Here is a 17,046-nt window from a genome sequence, read left to right as displayed (position 1 = left end):
CGGCGGGCCTCAGCGCCACCATCGCAGGCCGGTTGGGGCGGTGCGCAGCACGTTGGTCCCGCAGTGGATGGAGCCTAGGCGCACGTGGTAGTACCACGCCTCCACCCAGGTCACCCGGTAGCCGATCCGGTCGGCGACGGCCTCGGTCCAGGCCTCGAAGAGGTCGACCTTCCGCTCGGGGATCTGCAGCTTCCGCCAGGCGCTCCCTCTGAGGAAGCCGCGCGAGTCGAACGCGCCGGGGTTGGCCCGGACGATCTGCTGCCGGATCTCCCCGCGGTCGGCCTCCTTGGGCCAGCCGTCGCGGAAGGCGGAGGTCAGCTTCTGCGCGTCGTCCCCGGCGAGGTCGCCCGGTATCGAGCCGGGCCGCGCCCAGTAGACCGTGCGGTCGAGCCCGCGGGCGCGCAGCCACTGCGGCGTGAAGCGCGCCGCCTTCACGTCCCCGACCTGCTCGGCCACGGCGCGCAGCACCCGGGCGGCCGCCTCGACGTCCATCCGCGGCCCGTGCGGCCGCGGGACCAGCAGCCAGGGGGCGGCGACCTGGAGGTTCGCCAGGTTCGGGGTGAAGGCGGCGGTCTGCTCGGCGAGCGCCGACCGGTCGTCGAAGACGACCGGGAGCTTGAGGATGGGGAGCGCGCCGTACTCGGTGGTGAGCTTCTCCTCGGTCTCGGTCAGCTGCCCCTTCGCCGGGATGGACGCGCCGTCCGGCCCCGTCCGCTGAGCGGCCGGCTCGGGGTCCTCCAGGTCCTCGTTCGTCCCGTCGCGGAAGAAGTCCAGCTCGAAGATCGAGATGCCGGCCGGCAGCGGAGGGGTGGTCGGCTGCCAGGGCGAGTCGGGCAGCGGGAGCGGGGAGTTCGGGATCGGGCCGGCGAAGTCCCGGTACCGCTTCGCCATCGACAGGTAGATCTCCGGCGGTTCGATCGGCAGAAGCTGCCCCCTCTCGTGCTGGTGCAGCCACTGCATGCCGCGGAGCAGATGGGTGACCGGGTTCGCGCCCTCGTAGGTGAGCCGCCCGGTGCGGGTGGGGATCCAGTTCTTGTACCGGGTCAGCTCGCCCGGCGAGAGGCCCGCCATGAACTCCTGCCGTGCGGCCTCGACGAGCTTCAGCGCGACGAGCGGCGAGGAGCGCAGCACGGCGCCCTTCGGGCTCTGCGGGTCGCGCAGGTCGGGGACGAACGCCAGCACCTCGTCCACGTGGCCGACGTCGAGCCAGCTGGTGTCGACCTCCAGCACTCGCTGGCGGCCCTGCGCCTGCCCGCGCAGGAAGGCCAGGAGCTCGGGGTCCATGTCGGTCGCGGTGGAGCCGTCCGGCTGCGGCGTGGTCTGGTTGCCGACGACCACCACGCCCGCCGGGGCCTTGGCGTGCGGCGGCCCCACCTCGATGTTGCCGCCGAAGTTGTGGCTGGAGTGCCACTGCTGGAGGCGCTTCTCCAGGCGGCCCACCTCCGCCTCGGACATCAGGAAGTCCTGCTGAGGCAGCTTCCCCACGGCCGGCAGCCGCAGCCGGAGCTGGGGCGCGCCCTGCGGGACCGGGATCTCCCGCCGGACGTCCTCGACCTGCTTCTCCGCGTTCTGGACGAGCCGGCCGAGCTTGTCGTGCTGCTTGTAGAAGGGCGAGTCCGGACGTTCGGCCGCCGCCCTGGCGACCTGCTTCAGCCGGCCGACCAGCGCGGGCAGCTCGTTGCGGGCGCGGAAGAACTCGACGGTCGCGTCGCCGAACACCGCCACGGTCGTGTTCAGCTCGACGTCGGTGCCGATCCGCGCGATGGACTCGAACAGCTGCCGGCGCAGCATCTTGACCCGGATCATGATCACCAGGGCGCGGTCGCTGCCGACGAAGCCGAGCCGCCCGGTCGTGCCGTCCGGGGAGGCGATGGTCAGCTCCCGGTCCCAGAACGACTGGCAGATCCCGAGGTCCCGGCTCGGGAAGTGGGCGGTCACCATCGAGCTCAGGTTGGGCGCGACGACCCCCTGCGCGGCGTCCGAACGGGTGCGCGGCGTGTGGAGGAGCACGCGCGTCGGCCCGTCCGGCGTCTCGGTGAAGCCGAGCTGGTACTGGTCCTGGATCCAGCTGTCGCCGCCGTGCACCTCCATCGGGACGAGGGTCAGCGGCACGCCGAGCGGCTGGAGCGCCGCCTGCACCTCCGCGACGGCGGGACCGTTGTCGTCCAGGGGCCTGGCCGGGTCGTCCGCGGTGACCTGGCACATGTAGAGCCGTTCCAGCGCGCCCGCGTTCCCGATGAGGACGAGCGGGGACACGGTGAACAGCACCTCGTCCTCGACGACGGTGCCGGCCGGGTCGTCGCGCTCCAGCCACACCGTGACCCGGCCGTCCGGGAGCCCCGGAGCCGGTCCGCTGAGCGCCGCGGCGGCCGGCGGAGCGGCCGGAAGGTCCACCGCCTCCAGCGCCAGCCTGCGGGGAAACGGCGCGACCGGCAGCCGGAAACGGACCCGGTTCCCCGCCCCGGCGGCCCCGGCGAGCCGCCTGCCGGTGGCGTCGACCACCGCGCATCGCGCGGCGTCCGCGACCCGCAGCACGACGAACAGCGGGCCGGGGGCCGCGGTGACCTCCTCCACGAGCAGCCCGGCCGGCTCGTCGTCCCCGGCCGTCTTCACCGGCAGCTCGCGGTCCAGCCGGACGGGGTCGCCGCGGGTGACCGTCGTGGGCAGCCGCCGGGCGTCGTCGTCCAGGTTGGCACGGACCAGGGCCCCCGGCGGCGCCTGCCGCCGCGCCCATTCGCCCGGCCGCGCGGAGAGCCTGCCGTCGCGGTCGAAGTCGGCGTGCAGCCGGTAGGCGGTCATCGACCGCTCGCGGCCTCGTGCCCGGCGCCGGACCCGGCGGGAGCGTCCGCGGCCCCCTCGCCCCGGCCGGTCTCCCCGTCCGCCAGCGCCACCGGGGCGGAGGGCTTCAGCGCGTCCCGCAGCGGGGGCACGTCCGAGACGTCCTGGACCAGCACCAGGTCGGTGGGGATGACCACCTCCCAGGGCTTGGAGTTCGCCGGGTACGGCACGCCGTTGTCGAGCTTGCCGAGGTTGGTGGTGATCTCATCGATGATCGGCACGTACAGCTCATCGTCGATCCGCGGAACGTCGTTGCCGTCCCAGATGTTGCCGGTGTACACGAAGTAGGCGACGGCGCTCTCGAAGCCGGGCCGCACCGGCACCTGCACGCGCGCCGCGCCGGCGCGCAGGAAGGCGGCGAAGTCGGCGTCCGGGTCGGTGATGTTCAGCGCGGAGATCCACCGGGCCCGCCGGCCCCACATGTGGGGGTAGCAGACGTAGAGCATGTTCTGCCACTCGAAGGCGTTCTCCAGGAACCGGATGTACTTGCCGTTGGCGTTGGCCTTGTCGAGGTCGAGAACCGGCTCGGGCGGGGTCTTGGGCACCGGCGGCTGGAAGGAGTCGAGGTTCAGGTCGGGCTTCTTGGCCAGCATCATGATGACCCACTTCTTCAGCTCGTCGCGCTCCACCCGCCGGTTGACCAGCGGGTTGCGGCCGAACTGCTGGTTGGTGCTGCGCTGGAGCTCCCGCTGCGCGGCCCTCTCGTTGTACTCCGCGAGCTGCTGCTGGTAGGCGGCGATGACGGCGTCGTAGACCGACTGCTGCCATCGGGCCTCCGCCTCCGCGGTGACGACGCACTCCACGTCCACGCCGACCGACCAGCACAGGGCCGTCACGGCGATCGAGACGGAGAGCTCCTTCTCCCCGGAGGCCGTCCCGCTCTTGGCGCCGAAGATGTCGGTGTAGATGTACAGCTGGCCGCCGATCACGATGTGGAAGTTGTGCACACTGCCGGCCTCGAACAGATGGGTCGCCTGCACGGTCACGCTCTTGGCGGCGTACCCCTCCGGTATGTCGATCTTCCCGGCGCGGCCGAAGTTGGTCGTGGTGGTGCCGTCCTGCTTGTCGAAGAACGTGACCGTGCGGGTCGACGGCGGCGGAGCGGGCGCGTTGACGACGCGGTAGCGGGCGACGAACTCGGTGTAGTTGCCGCGGGTCAGGTAGGACGGCCGCAGGGGCTGCCCGTCGGACATGGCCGGCGCCTGCGGCTTCACCAGCTCGCTGTCCTGCGGCGGGTTCTCCACCAGGCCGTAGAGGTAGTACGCCGCCGGCTCGGGCACCACGAAGTCGAACATGAACCGCTGGCCGTAGTTGAAGACCTGCGCGTCGTAGACCTTGTTCAGCCACCGGTAGATGCCGCGGACGTGCTTGGCGAAGCTGTTGCTGAACGCGTGCCGGTTGGTCTCCTCGAACTCCTCCAGCGTCCGCCGCCGGACGAGGCTGCGGACGCGCTCGCGCACCTTCTCCGCCGTGCGCTGCGTGACCTCCTGCGAGAACGAGGACGCCTTGCGCTGGGACTCCTCGGTGGAGGTCGAGCTTCCGGCCTTGACGCTGGAGGAGAACGACGCGGCCGGGCCGTAGCTGCCGCTCACCTGGAGCCCGGCCTCGATGTCGAGCTGGCTCTTGACGTGCTTCTCCGCCTCGTTCTGCAGCTCGTCCCGCTCGGTGGACTGCAGGTCCCGCTCCTTCTCGGTCTCGGTCTCCGTCTCGTCCTCCGTGGTCACCTCCACCTGGGTGAGCCGGCGGGTCGAACGCTCCCGCGTCTCCCCCGCCATGATGTTCTCGACGTGGGCGAACTCCCCCAGCTCGTAAGCCTTGATCTTCTGCCGCACCACCAGCAGGTCGGCCACCCCGGCGGCGGAGTGCTGCGGCGCGGGCGGCGGCGGCCCGGCGGCGAGCCCCTCGCCCCGGGCGCTCATGGCCCGGTGGAACCGGTCCAGGTCGATCTCGCCCCCGTCGAAGGCCAGGGTCCCGGTCGGCCGGACGTCCGCCGCGGCCTGCCCGGCGGCGTGGTGCAGCTCGGCCTCGACCGCGGGGATCGCCCGGAACGGCCGCAGGTCGCCGGCGAGCAGCCCCAGCCGGTCCAGCACTCCCCGCGTCTCCTCGCTGAGCCCCGCCACGGCGTCGGCGGAGAGCATCGGCTCGGCGCTCGCCGCCTCCGGGGCCTCGGCGGCGGCGCCCGGGGCCGCCGCGGCGGTCACCGACGAGAACACCAGGTGCCTGCCGTCGTGGACCAGCCTGAGCAGCTCGCGGTGCGCGCGGCCCAGGTCGTCCAGCCAGGCCCTCTCCCCGTCGTCGCGCTCTGCCGGGACGGGCGGCGCCGGCGCGGACGGCGGAGCCGGCGCGAGTCGCCCCAGGAACGAGGGCAGCGTCGCCGGCGTGCTCATGACGTCGCCGAGTGATCGCTCCTGCCCGGCCGCCCCGGCCGAGGCGGCCAGCGAGAGAAGCTTGGCGTCGAGCAGATCCCGCTCGGCGGTCCCCTCGACGTCGCCGCGGAGCGCCGCCGCCAGCAGCCGGTCGCTCAGCTCGGCCCGGGCCGCGGCGAACTCCGGCGCGTCGACCAGCTCGGCCAGGGACCGCCCGTAGGCCCGCGAGACGCAGCCGTCCAGGTCGGCCTCGCCCAGCGTGCTCTTCTCGTTCGCGTAGAACCAGGCCCGCAGGGGGGCGAGGTCCAGGCCGGCGGTGCGCGCGGCCGCGTCCGGCCGGGCGGGACCGCTCGCCATCTCGCGGAGCCTCTCCCGGTCGGCGCCCTCCGCCGCGGCCTCGGCCAGCCGCCGGTAGAGGTCGGACGTCTCGACCATGACCGGCATCCCGGCCAGGGTCGCCTGCCTGCGCGCCGGGCGCACGGTCATGAACCGGAATATGCCTTCACTCGCCATCGAGGTTCCTCCACGGTCTTCCCGGCCGCCGCTCTGGTGGACGGCTGTGAGACTCGGCTCACCGCAGAGTGCGCTGAGTAGTCGCCGCACTACATCGTGGAAACCACTCTTTCCAGTGGCCGGATGGTGCCGCGCGGTCCAGGAAAACCCCGAACATCACTCCCGCCGGCGGTCACCTCGCGTCGAAAAGGCGGGTTCGGTGGGCCCATGCGGCGGCTTCGAGACGGGTCGTGACACCCAGCTTGGCCAGGATGTTCGACACATGGACGCCGGCGGTCTTGGCGGAGATGAACAGCCGCTCGCCGATCTGGCGGTTGCTCAGCCCGGCGGCCACGAGCTCCAGTACTTCGAGCTCGCGGCCGGTGAGCCCGGCCGGGGCCTCCCGCCGGGCGGGCGGGGCGGCCGCGCCGGAGGTCAGCCGGGACCGCCTGGCCAGCTTCTCGGCCTCGGCGCGCAGAGGAGCCGCCCCCAGGCCGGTCGCGATCGACGTCGCTTCGGCCAGTAGGACGGCGGCCTGCTTCCTGTCCTGGGCCGACAGGGCCGCGCGTGCGGCGCGCACCAGGGTCTCGGCCAGGGCGTACGGCTGCTCCAGGTCGCGCCACGCCGCAATCGCCCGGTGCCATGCGCCGAGGCCGGGCTCTCCCGCCTCGGCCTCGAACGTCACCTGGTACGCCCGCTGGAGCCGGCCGCCGACCGTGAGCTTCCCGGCCCAGGTGATCAGCCGCTCCATCGAGCCCCCGGCCCGCCGGTGGTCGTTCAGGCCCTGCGCGGCGGCGAGCAGCAGGGGCCAGCCGTACCGGGGGCTGGCCAGCAGGTCGTGGTCGTCGAGGACGTGGCCGACGACCGCGGTCAGCGCCCCGGCGTCCTGCCTGACGCGGGCCAGCCGGCAGTCCAGCAGATCGGGTTCCAGGCACGACTCCTCTCCGCGGCTGTTGCCGCGCATGGCGGCCCTGGCCTGCCCGGCCGCCGCCCCGGCCCGGTCCAGGTCTCCCCGCCTGAGGTCGACGGTCGCCTGGATCACCCGCAGGTACGCCTGGTAGAGCGGCGGCGGCGCCAGGCTCAGGGCGTTCCGGTTGACCTCGCTCGCCTCGGCCCAGCGACCGAGCGAGAGCAGCGACTCCGACAGGTTCGGCGCCAGGAGCGTGCCGCGGGTACGGGCCAGCCCGAGGCCGTCCGCGAGGGCCATCCCCTCGCGCGCGACCCGCGCCGCCCGGGCATGCTCGCCGGCGGCCTCCAGGGCGTCCGACTCGGTGGCCGCCACCAGGAGCCGGGTGTCGTGCGCCCCGGCGTCGGCGGCGGCCGCGCCGGCCTGGCCGAACAGGTCGCTCGCGGTCGCCGGGTCCGCCCCGGCCGCGGCCAGCGCGCCGAGCGTGACGAGCGCCCTCGCCTGGACGGCGCGGTCACGGGTCCGCCGCCCGATCTCCAGCGCCTCCTCGGCCGCCGCCCGGGCCGGCGCGAACCGGCGGTGGTTGCGCTGGGCGGTGGCCAGCTCGGCCAGCAGCCGGCCGCGCACCGCCGAGAGCGGGGCCGGCGGCAGCGACCGGACGGCCCTCACCAGGTCGGGCAGCGGATCCTCGCCGTTGCGGTCGCGCAGCGCCGCCCGGATCTCCAGCAGCGCGGCGGCGCGCTCGGGGCCGGGCGACTCGTCCAGCGCGGCGGTCGCCACGGCGATCCCGGCCTCCAGTTCGCCCGCGTTCAGGCAGGCCTCGGCGGCCATCTCCAGGACCGCGGCCCGGTCGGCGCCGATCCGGTCCGGCAGGTCCGGCAACCGGTCCCACAGCCGCAGGACGCGGTCGAGCATGCGGTGGCGCTCCGCGTACGCGTACGCCCTGCGGGCCGACTCGGCGGCCCGCCAGGCGGCCTCGGCGGCGCGGGCGTCCTCGCCGGCCGCGTACCAGTGCACGGCGATCTCGATCAGCGCGCGATCGGCGGGGACCAGCCGCGGGTCGGCGCTGATCGCCTCGGCGCAGCGCCGGTGGAGCCGCACGCGCTCGCCGGGCAGCAGTCCGTCGTAGACCGCCTCGCGGATCAGGTCGCGGCGGAAGGCGTACCCGCCCTCGACCACGTCCAGGAGCCTGCGGCGCACGAGCGGCCGGAGCGCGTCCTCGAACTCCAGGTCGCCCATCCCGGTGAGCGCGGCCAGCAGGGCGTGCTCCACGGGCCCGGCCGCCACCGCGGCCGCGTGCACGACCCGCCGGCTCGGCTCGGCTCGGCGCTCGACGTCCGTCCGCAGCAGTTCCCGCAACGACCGGACCGGGGCGTCGCCGGCGTCCACCAGCGCCTCGACGAACAGCGGGTTCCCGCCGCTGCGGCGGAAGATCCGCTCCACCCGCGGCTCGTCGGGTTCGTGGTCGAGCAGCGCGCCGACCTGCTGCGCCACCGCGTCACGGGTCAGCCCCGCCAGCGCGATCCGGTGGACGCCCTCCACGCGCGAGACCAGCGGCCGCAGCGGATGCGCGGCGGTGATCTCGTCGGGCCGGTACGTCCCGACGAGCAGCAGGCCCGGTCCGCCGACGTTCTGCGCGAGGAAGGCCAGGAGCTCGCCGGTCGAGCGGTCGGCCCAGTGCAGATCCTCCAGGACCACGACCAGCGGCCGGTCGGCCGCGCCGCCCTCCAGCAGCAGGAGGATCTCCTCGAAGAGCCGGGCACGGCCGAGGGCGCGGTCCGGGTCACCGTCGTCCTCGCCCAGCTCCGGCAGCAGCCGGGCCAGCCCCCGCCTGCCGCCGCCCGGGAGCAGCCTCGTCGCCGCGGGGACGCCCATCGCCCGCACCAGCCGGCGCAGGGCCGTCACGAAGGGGCCGAACGGCGGCCCGTCCATGCCCAGATCGGTGCAGCCGCCCACCACCGTTCGCGCGGAGGACCCCAGCCCGGACGTGAAGTCCCGCACCAGCCTGGTCTTGCCCATGCCGGCCTCGCCGCCGACGAGCACCACGGTCGCCGCGTGCCGGGCCTCGCCGTACGCGGCCAGAAGTGCCGCACGCTCCGGCCCTCTGCCCACCAGCACCGGGCTCACCAAACGGCTCGCCATCGCCACAGAATAGCCCGCGCCCGAAATCTGAAGAGGCGATGACGGTCCGCCTTGGGCATCAGCCCAATGTGCTCGCCCCCCGTGCCCGAGATTCTGGAGGGACACCAGACCGAAAGGGATCCCCCATGCGCATCCGCACACACATGGCCGTCAGCGTCGACGGTTTCATCGCCTCACCGGACGGGCTGCCCACCATCCTCACCGCACCGGACTTCGAGTCCGGCGTCTCGCACGGCCATCCGGAGTTCATCGCCGACTGCGGCGCGGTGGTCATGGGCCGCAACACCTTCGCGCCCGCGGTGGGGTCGTCGCACTGGCCGTGGCCGAACCTCCGGGTCTTCGTGCTCACCGGCGGTCCCCTCCCGGAGGGGACCCCCGACGGCGTCGTGTCCGCCTCGGACCCGGCCGAACTGCTCCGTCTCATGCGGGAGGCGGACTTCACCGGCGACGTCCACCTGGTCGGCGGCCGGCAGACCATCCAGGCGTTCCGCGACATCGACGCGCTGGACGAACTCGGCGTGGTCGTCATGCCCATCCTCCTCGGCGACGGCCTCCGGCTCACCATGGAGAAGAGCGGCGCCGCCCCCCTCCAGCTCACCGGCTCCCGCACCTTCCCCGACGGGTCCGTCGAGCACCGGTACTCGCTGGTCCGCGACCGCGCCTGACCGGAATTCGGGCGCGGTTCCAAGGGTGGTGACCGGGCGGGAATCCGGGTTATGTTGATCTCCAATTCCGCGCGGACCGTCCACCCTTCCCGAAGATGTGATGGTGGTGCAGGCATGACCCCGACCTCTGCGAGTTACCGTGACCGCGGCTGGTGGCGGGACGAGACCTTTCTCGACGACCTCCGGCGGCACGTGCGCGAAAGGCCGGAAAAGGCGGCGGCCGTCACCAGGCGCCAGTCCGACGGGCGGACGCACCGGCTCGACTACGCGCGGCTCGCCGCCGCCGCCGACCGGTGCGCCGGCGCTCTGGTCGAGCTCGGCCTGCGGCCCGGGGACGTGTTCGCGGCCCAGCTCACCGACCGGTGGGAACTCGCCGCGATCACGCTCGGCTGCATCCGGGCCGGGGTCGTGTACTGCCCCCTCATGAAGACCTACCGGCGCCGCGAGCTCGACGTCATGCTGCGCGTCACCGAGGCGCGGGTCCTCGTCACCATGGAGGAGGACAACGGCGACCGGCTGGGCGAGCTCGGCGCCGAGCTGGCCGCGGAGCTGCCGTCCCTGGAGCGCGTGTTCGTCGCGGACGGGCAGGGGCCGGACGGCACCGAGGACTTCGAGTCGTTCTTCTTCGGGACCGCCTGGGAGGAGCGGCACGGCCACCTGCTCGACGAGCGGGAGCTCGGGCCCGACGACCCGTACCTGGTCCTGTTCACCTCGGGCACGACGAGCGATCCCAAAGGGGTCCTGCACAGCCAGAACACCTTGTACGCCGCCGTTCGCGGCGAGGCGGAGACCTTCGGCCTCGACGAGACGCTCGTCATGTACACCACCGCGCTCTACACGCATTACACCGGTGTCGTGCAGGGCATGCTGATGCCGCTGACGCTGGGCGGCACCATGGCGTTCCAGGACGCCAAGGACCCCGGCGACGCCCTCGACCTCATGGCCCGGCACGGGGTCACGTTCTTCTACTGCGCCCCCTTCTACCTGCTGAGCCTGATCAAGGAGCAGCGGTCCGCGCCGCGCGCGCTGCCCGCACTGGCGTGGCTGGTCAGCGGCTCGGCACCGATCCCCCCGTATTTCATCGCCGAGACCGCGAGCGTCTTCGGGCTGCGGTTGCACTCGCTGTGGGGCATGACCGAGAACGGCCCGGTGACGATCACCCGCCCGGACGATCCGGAGGACTGGGCCGCCCACAGCGACGGGAGTCCCATCTCCGACATGGAGCTGCGGATCGACCCCGTGTCGGACCGGACCGGGGGCGAGGGCGTGCTGTGGGTGCGGGGGCCGACGCAGTGCCTCGGCTACTACCGGCGGGACGAGCTGTACGCCGCCGACCTCGACGAGGACGGATGGTTCAACACCGGAGACCTGGCCCGGCCGGACGGCCGGGGCGGCATCCGGATCACCGGCCGGGCCAAGGACATGATCCTGCGCAACGCGAACATCGCGCCGGTCACCGACCTGGAGTCGATCATCGGACGGCATCCGGGCGTGCGCGACGTCGCGGTCATCGGCATCCCCGACGAGCACGAGGACGAGACGATCTGCGCGGTGGTGACGCCGGTCTCCGCGGCCTCCCCGGTCACCCTGGAGGAGTTGCAGAGCTCCCTGGACGAGGCCGGGATGACCAAGGCGTACTGGCCGCGGCGGCTCGAACTCCTGGAGGTCCTGCCCACGACCGCGACGGGGAAGATCCGGAAGGAGGAGCTGCGCCGGCGCTACGCGCGGCCGGAGGGGACGCGGGGGTGACGGCCGCGCCGGGTCACGCCACGACGCGGACCCGGGTGAGCCACCGGTTCAGTTCGAGCAGGTAGGACAGGCCGATCGCCGAGGTCCGGGCGGTGATCGGGCCGGGCAGCGCGTCCAGTTCGGAGGTGACCGCCCGGTGGACCCTCGCCCGGTCCATGAGGTCGAACAGCGGCGCGCCCGGCTCGTCGATCATCTCGATGACCAGGTTCTTCAGCGTCTCGACGTAGCCGGGGTCCCGGCTGGCCGGGTAGGCGCTCTTGGGCCTGTTCACGATCTCCTCCGGGAGCAGGTCCGCGCACGCCCGGCGCAGCAGCGCCTTCTCCGTCCCCCCGTCGGCCTTCATGTCCGCGGGCACGTTGAACAGGTACTCGGCGAGCCGGTGGTCGGCGAAGGGGACCCGTACCTCGAGGCCGACGGCCATGCTCATCCGGTCCTTGCGGTCCAGCAGCGCGCCCAGCCAGCGGGTCAGGCCGAGGTGGAAGACCTCCCGCTGCCTGCGTCCGGTGCGGTCCTCCCCGTCCACGTGCGGGACCTCCGCCAGCGCCTCCCGGTAGCGGTCGGCCTCGTACTCCTCCGGCCGGATCGCGCGCCTCACCTCCTCGCGGAGCAGGAACTGCGGCTGGCGCCGCGCGTACATCCAGGGGAACGAGGTGTGCCGGACGTACCGGTCGTCGACCTGCCAGGCGTAGCCGCCGAACATCTCGTCGGCCGACTCCCCCGACAGCGCGACCGTGCAGTCTTCCCGGACCCCGCTGAACAGGTGGTACATCGAGATGTCGAGATCGCCCCAGCCGGGGAGGTCGCGCGCCCGCAGCCCGCGGTCGAGCCCCTCGACGAGAGCGCCGGTGCCGACCCGGACCACGGAGTGCTTGAGGCCGAGCCGTTCGGCGACCAGGCGCGCGTACGGCTCGTCCGGGCTGGGCCGCCACAGGTCGCTGCCCGGGCGCGCCGGCGCCGGGACGCTCACCGAGTAGCTGGTCAGCTCCCCCGCGAACTCCCGCGCCGCCAGGGCCGTGATCGCGCTGGAGTCGATCCCTCCGGACAGCAGCGTGCCGACCGGCACGTCCGCCACGATCTGGCGCCTGACGATGTCGGTGAGCAGGGAGCGTACCTCGTCCGTCGTCGCGCGGAAGTCCTCGGTGTGGGGGCGGGCCTCCAGCCGCCAGTACCGGCTCTCGCGGCATCCGGAGGCGTCGGCGACGACCAGGCACCCCGGCTTGAGCTCCCGCATCCCGCGGTAGACGGCGTGGCCGGGCGTCCTCGCGCGCGGGACGGCCGTCAGCTCGGCGAGGCCCTCCAGATCCACCTCGGCCTTCATCTCGGGATGGGCCAGCAGCGCCTTGGGCTCCGACCCGAAGATGATCCCGTCGCCCAGCCGGGCGTAGTAGAGCGGTTTTATGCCGAGCCGGTCCCTCACCAAAAGCAGCCGTCGCGCGTGTTCGTCCCAGATGGCGAAGGCGTACATTCCGTTGAGGCGCGTGACGAGATCCGCGCCCCATTGGAGGTAGGCCGTCAGCAGCACTTCGGTGTCCGACCGGGTGCTGAACGCCCAGCCGGCGGAGCGCAGCTCCGCACGGAGCTCGTGGAAGTTGTAGATCTCGCCGCTGAACGTGATGACGACCGGCTCGCCGTCGCGCCCGTCCCGCCGCATGGGCTGCCGCCCGCCCTCGATGTCGATGACGGCGAGCCGCCGGTGGCCCAGTGCGGCGTGGCGGGACAGCCACGTCCCCTCGTCGTCGGGGCCGCGTGGCGCCTGGGTCCGCGTCATGGCGGTCACGACGGGGCCCTGCGCGGAGAGGTCCCGCGTCCAGTCGGCCCATCCGGTTATGCCGCACATGTGCGCTCCTTCCGTTGTCCTCTTGGCTGCGCGGGTCAGGCGGAAAGGAGGCGGCTCCGCGCGAACGCGAAGAGGTCGGGAAGGCCGGCGTTGACGAACTCCCAGTCGTGCCCGCCGGGCCGTTCCCGGTAGCGGTGGGGAACGGAGCCGGCCGCGAGGGCCGCGCGCATTCTCCGGTTCATGCCGATCATGCGGGGATAGTCGTCCAGGCCGACGTCGAGATGCACTTCGATCGGGTGCTTCGCGTCCCGGTCCCGGAGCGCGCGGTACGGGTCGTACTCGCGCCGGACCTCGCTGCCGACCGGCCCCCAGACGCGCTCGTGGTCCCTCGTGGTCGGCATGGCCAGCCTCTGCCCGTCCCGCAGGTGGTCGTAGGGGTCGCCTTCGCGCAGGGGGGCCTCGAAGGCGCCCGCGTTGCTGCACACCACCGAGAACACCTCACCGTGCCGCAACGCCTGGTAGAGGGCGGCGGCCCCGCCCATGGAGAACCCGCCGACGCCTCGCCCGTCCCGGGACGCCACGGTGTTGAAGGCGTCATCGACATGGCCGACGACCTCGTGCACGAGGTAGTCCTCGTAGCGCCGCCCCCGGGCGTCGTTGATGAACCACGAGCGTCCGGATTCGGGGAGGACCACGACCAGCCCGGCCGAATCCACGACGGTCGAGAGGTCGCCGCACTGGAGCCATGTGTTCCGGTTGCCGCCGAAGCCGTGCAGGAGGTACAGCACCGGAAACGCGCGGCCGGTCGACGAGTACCGGGACGGCAGGAGGACGTTCACCGACTTCTCCCGGCCGATCGACGCGCTCCGCCACGTCTCGGTCAGGACTTTCATCGCGGATCCGCCCGGGTCTCTCCCAGCCGCTTCCTGTCGATCTTCCCGGTGCCGGTGACCGGGAACGCGGTCCTGACGTGGAACCGCTCCGGGACCATGTAGCGCGGGATCTCGGCCAGGCAGTGCCGGCGCACGGCCGAGACGTCGAGCGGGTGCGTCTCGGGGACCACGTACGCCTCGACGACCCGTTCCCCGGTGCCGTCGTCGACCGCCACGCACGCGGCCTCCCGGACGTTGTCCGCGGCCGACAGGACCGCCTCGATCTCGCCGATCTCGACGCGGTGGCCCCGTATCTTCACCATGTCGTCCTCACGTCCGCAGAAGACGTAGTTCAGCTCGTCGTCGAGCCGGACCAGGTCTCCGGTCCGGTACGCGCGCACCGTCTCCAGGCCGGCCTGGGCGATCGACAGGGTCCTCTCCGCCGTGAGGTCGTCGTCGCGCCAGTAGCCGAGCATCACCGAGTCTCCGGCGACGCACAGCTCCCCGGACGCGCCCGGCTCGTGCTCCACCGGACGCCCGGCCCCGTCGACGATGAACGTCGCCGCGTACGGGCAGGCGCGGCCGATCGGCACGGGCTGCCGGCGGTGCTCCGCGACGTCCGGCTCGCGGACGCGGTGGAAGACGCAGACGTTGGTCTCCGTCGGGCCGTAGAGGTTGTAGAAACCGACCTCCGGGACGAGCGAGTGCAGGTGCCGGAGCCGGGCGATCGGGAACGTCTCACCGGCGAACAGGACAACCCGCAGCCGCGACCCGGCCAGCAGTCCGCTGTTCTTCGCGGCCAGCATGCGGGTCAGCGCTCCGGGAACCGAGTACCAGACGGTGATGCGCTGCTCGGCGACGAACTTGTTGAGGGCGCCCCCGAGCCCGACCTGGCTCTCCGGGACGAGCACCACGCAGCCGCCCGCCCTGCACGTCGCGAACAGGTCGAGCACGGACAGGTCGAAGTGAAAGGGCGCGTGGCTGGAGACCCGGTCGGCGGGGCCCAGACCGAATGCGTCGACCGCCCATTCCACGAACGCGCCGGCATTGCCGTGGGAGAGCACGACGCCCTTGGGGACGCCCTTCGATCCCGATGTATGGAGGATGAAGGCCGGACTGTGGAGGTCGAGGTCGGGTCCGGCTTCGCCCTCCGCCGGAGCGGCGGCGAGCGCCTCCTCCCAGCCGGTGACGGACGCGTCCGCGGCCGGACCGGTGGACACGATCCGGCAGGAGGAGTTCTTCCGCAGCCATTCGACCCGGTCTTCCTGGGCGATCACGCAGGCGGCCTCGCAGTGGGCGATGATGTGGCCGGCCCGTTTGAAGGGCGCGCTCGGGTCGACGGGCACGTAGGCCGCGCCGGCCTTCAGCACCCCGTAGACGGCGATGACCGCCTCGATCGACTTGTGCAGCCACAGGACGACCCTGTCACCGGGGACGACGCCGCCTTCGGCCAGCGTGCGGGCGAGGGCCGAACTGCGCCGGTCCAGTTCGCCGTAGGTCAGCGCCTCGCCTCGGAACTCGACCGCCGGGGCCTCCGGACGCGTTCCGGCCCAGTGGCGCAGGCAGTCGCTCAGACCGTTCACCTTCCCTCCCCGCCTCCCTCGGATTCCGGCCAGGCGAGGCCGAGCTTCCCGGAGATGATCACTCGCTGCATGTCCGAGGTGCCCGAGGAGATCGTCATGCCGAGGGCGTCCCGGAGATTGCGCTCGGCGCGCCCGTCGGAGGAATAGCCGAGCGCCCCGTACACCTGCATCGCGCTGGTGAAGATCTCCGCCGCCGCTTCGCTCACGTACAGCTTGCCGACCTCGGGGAAGATGCTCGCCTCCGCGCCGTCGAGTTCCGCCGCGGCGCGGTGCAGGAGCATGCGGGAGATCTCCCAGCGGATCCGCATGTCGACGATCCTGTTGGAGACCGACTGGTAGCGCCCGATGTGCCTGCCGAACTGGCGGCGCCGCCGGCAGAAGCGCGTGCACTCCTCGATCTCCCGCCCCATGACGCCGAGCCACGGCGCCAGCAGAAGCGCCCGTTCCCACGCCATCGTCTGCGCGAACACGGCGGATCCCTGCCTTTCGGCACCGAGTCGCCGGGAGGCGGGAACGCGGCACCCGTCCAGCTCGACCTCGCCCCAGCGGGCGGTGCGAAGACCCATCTTCTCGGCCTGCTCGTGCACCGAGACGCCGGGATCGCCGCGCTCGACCAGGAAGGCGGTGACTCCGGTGAATCCGAGCTCCGGGTCGACGGTCGCGTAGACGACGAACACGTCGGCGACGGGCGCGTTCGTCACATAGCGCTTGCGTCCGGTCAGGACGTAGGAGTCGCCGTCGCGCTCGGCCGTGGTGGCGAGCGACAGCGCGTCCGACCCGCTTCCCGGCTCGGTCATCGCGTTGGCCCCGACGAGCCGGCCGGCGGCGAGCCCGGGCAGGTACGCGCGCCGCTGCTCCTCGTCGCCGAACTTCCAGACCGGCACCTCGACGGCCAGGACGTGGGCGCCGATCGCCATCATGAGGCCGTTGTCGAGGCAGCCGTGCCCGAGACCCTCCATCGCGTGCGCATAGTCGACGGGACCGCACCCGGATCCCCCGTATTCGGACGGCAGGATCAGGCCGAGCACACCCTGCTCGGCGCACCGCGACCAATCGTCGCGGCTGAACAGCCCGATCCTGTCCCGCTCGGTCACGTCCTTGCTCAGCGCCTCTTCGCCGAACGCGCGGAAAACGCGGTACAGCCCGTCCTGGTCGCCGTCCCATTCGAACCGCATGGCTCTCCAATCCCCCGAGCGGGATGTCATGCCATATCGAGAATCGCCGGCGGCGGGACGGTCGCCACCACCGCGCGGAATCGCAAGCGTCGCCCCTCCGGTCCGCCAGGCGGCCACGGGAAACCCGGCCGCGCCGCACCGATCGCTGTCATTGTGCATCCGTGAAGCGATCTTGAGAAGCCCAACTTCTGCCAAATGGCCGCCGGCGGAGAGCTCCGTACGGCCTCTTGCGCCCCCCGGACGCCTGTCGTACGGTACGGACCGTCAGCCAATCGAAGCGGAAAACGTTCCGGCCGTGGACGGCCTGCCACCGGTTCGTCGGCAAGAACCGGGGCTCGGACGGCCAGGTGGCCGGTAAGCGATGCGCCGTTCCCCGAAACGGGCGCCCTCCCTCCGCGGGTATCGATTCCCGTCCTGCCGACTCACTCCTGCCGACTCACCCCCGCCATTCCCGGGCCGACGCCGCAGACGAGGTGCATG

At 72.7% G+C, this 17,046-nt stretch carries 9 protein-coding genes; 2 read left to right on the top strand and 7 right to left on the bottom strand.

Going from position 1 to position 17,046, the window contains the following annotated elements:
* Positions 1–9: 9 nt before the first annotated feature.
* From AB0C87_RS15865 to AB0C87_RS15855, 3 genes are all read right to left on the bottom strand, one after another.
* On the bottom strand, positions 10–2,799 hold the full coding sequence (locus AB0C87_RS15865; protein WP_360578106.1) for a protein-arginine deiminase family protein: 2,790 nt from the start codon (positions 2,797–2,799) through the stop codon (positions 10–12).
* Complete coding sequence (locus AB0C87_RS15860; RefSeq protein ID WP_360578104.1) at positions 2,796–5,690, bottom strand: hypothetical protein; 2,895 nt, start codon at positions 5,688–5,690, stop codon at positions 2,796–2,798. The genes AB0C87_RS15865 and AB0C87_RS15860 overlap by 4 nt, the downstream gene beginning before the upstream one ends.
* A gap of 199 nt (positions 5,691–5,889) precedes the next feature.
* A complete protein-coding gene (locus tag AB0C87_RS15855) occupies positions 5,890–8,745 on the bottom strand; it encodes an AAA family ATPase (RefSeq protein ID WP_360578102.1) in 2,856 nt (951 codons plus the stop codon).
* 125 nt (positions 8,746–8,870) lie between these two features.
* Between AB0C87_RS15855 and AB0C87_RS15850 the strand changes: the two genes are divergently transcribed.
* Complete coding sequence (locus AB0C87_RS15850; protein ID WP_345181422.1) at positions 8,871–9,410, top strand: dihydrofolate reductase family protein; 540 nt, start codon at positions 8,871–8,873, stop codon at positions 9,408–9,410.
* A 114-nt stretch (positions 9,411–9,524) separates the two neighbouring features.
* A complete protein-coding gene (locus AB0C87_RS15845) occupies positions 9,525–11,159 on the top strand; it encodes an AMP-binding protein (RefSeq protein WP_360578100.1) in 1,635 nt (544 codons plus the stop codon).
* A 13-nt stretch (positions 11,160–11,172) separates the two neighbouring features.
* Here the strand turns inward: AB0C87_RS15845 and asnB are convergent, their stop codons facing one another.
* From asnB to AB0C87_RS15825, 4 genes are read right to left on the bottom strand one after another with little or no spacing between them, the layout of a single operon-like run.
* A complete protein-coding gene (gene asnB / locus AB0C87_RS15840; RefSeq protein WP_360578098.1) occupies positions 11,173–12,996 on the bottom strand; it encodes an asparagine synthase (glutamine-hydrolyzing) in 1,824 nt (607 codons plus the stop codon).
* A gap of 35 nt (positions 12,997–13,031) precedes the next feature.
* Positions 13,032–13,829, bottom strand: a complete 798-nt coding sequence (locus AB0C87_RS15835; protein WP_345181430.1) for an alpha/beta hydrolase family protein — start codon at positions 13,827–13,829, stop codon at positions 13,032–13,034.
* Positions 13,826–15,391, bottom strand: coding sequence for an amino acid adenylation domain-containing protein (locus tag AB0C87_RS15830; protein ID WP_353833235.1), 1,566 nt, complete (start codon positions 15,389–15,391; stop codon positions 13,826–13,828). The genes AB0C87_RS15835 and AB0C87_RS15830 overlap by 4 nt, the downstream gene beginning before the upstream one ends.
* Complete coding sequence (locus AB0C87_RS15825) at positions 15,388–16,566, bottom strand: acyl-CoA dehydrogenase family protein (RefSeq protein WP_345181433.1); 1,179 nt, start codon at positions 16,564–16,566, stop codon at positions 15,388–15,390. Before AB0C87_RS15825 ends, AB0C87_RS15830 begins: the two co-directional genes overlap by 4 nt.
* Positions 16,567–17,046: the final 480 nt, after the last annotated feature.

This window comes from Actinomadura sp. NPDC048021, assembly GCF_040653135.1.
In the GTDB taxonomy this organism is placed as follows: domain Bacteria; phylum Actinomycetota; class Actinomycetes; order Streptosporangiales; family Streptosporangiaceae; genus Spirillospora; species Spirillospora verrucosospora.
Note: the sequence above shows the minus strand (reverse complement) of the source record. Positions and strands in the feature narration are given on the sequence as shown.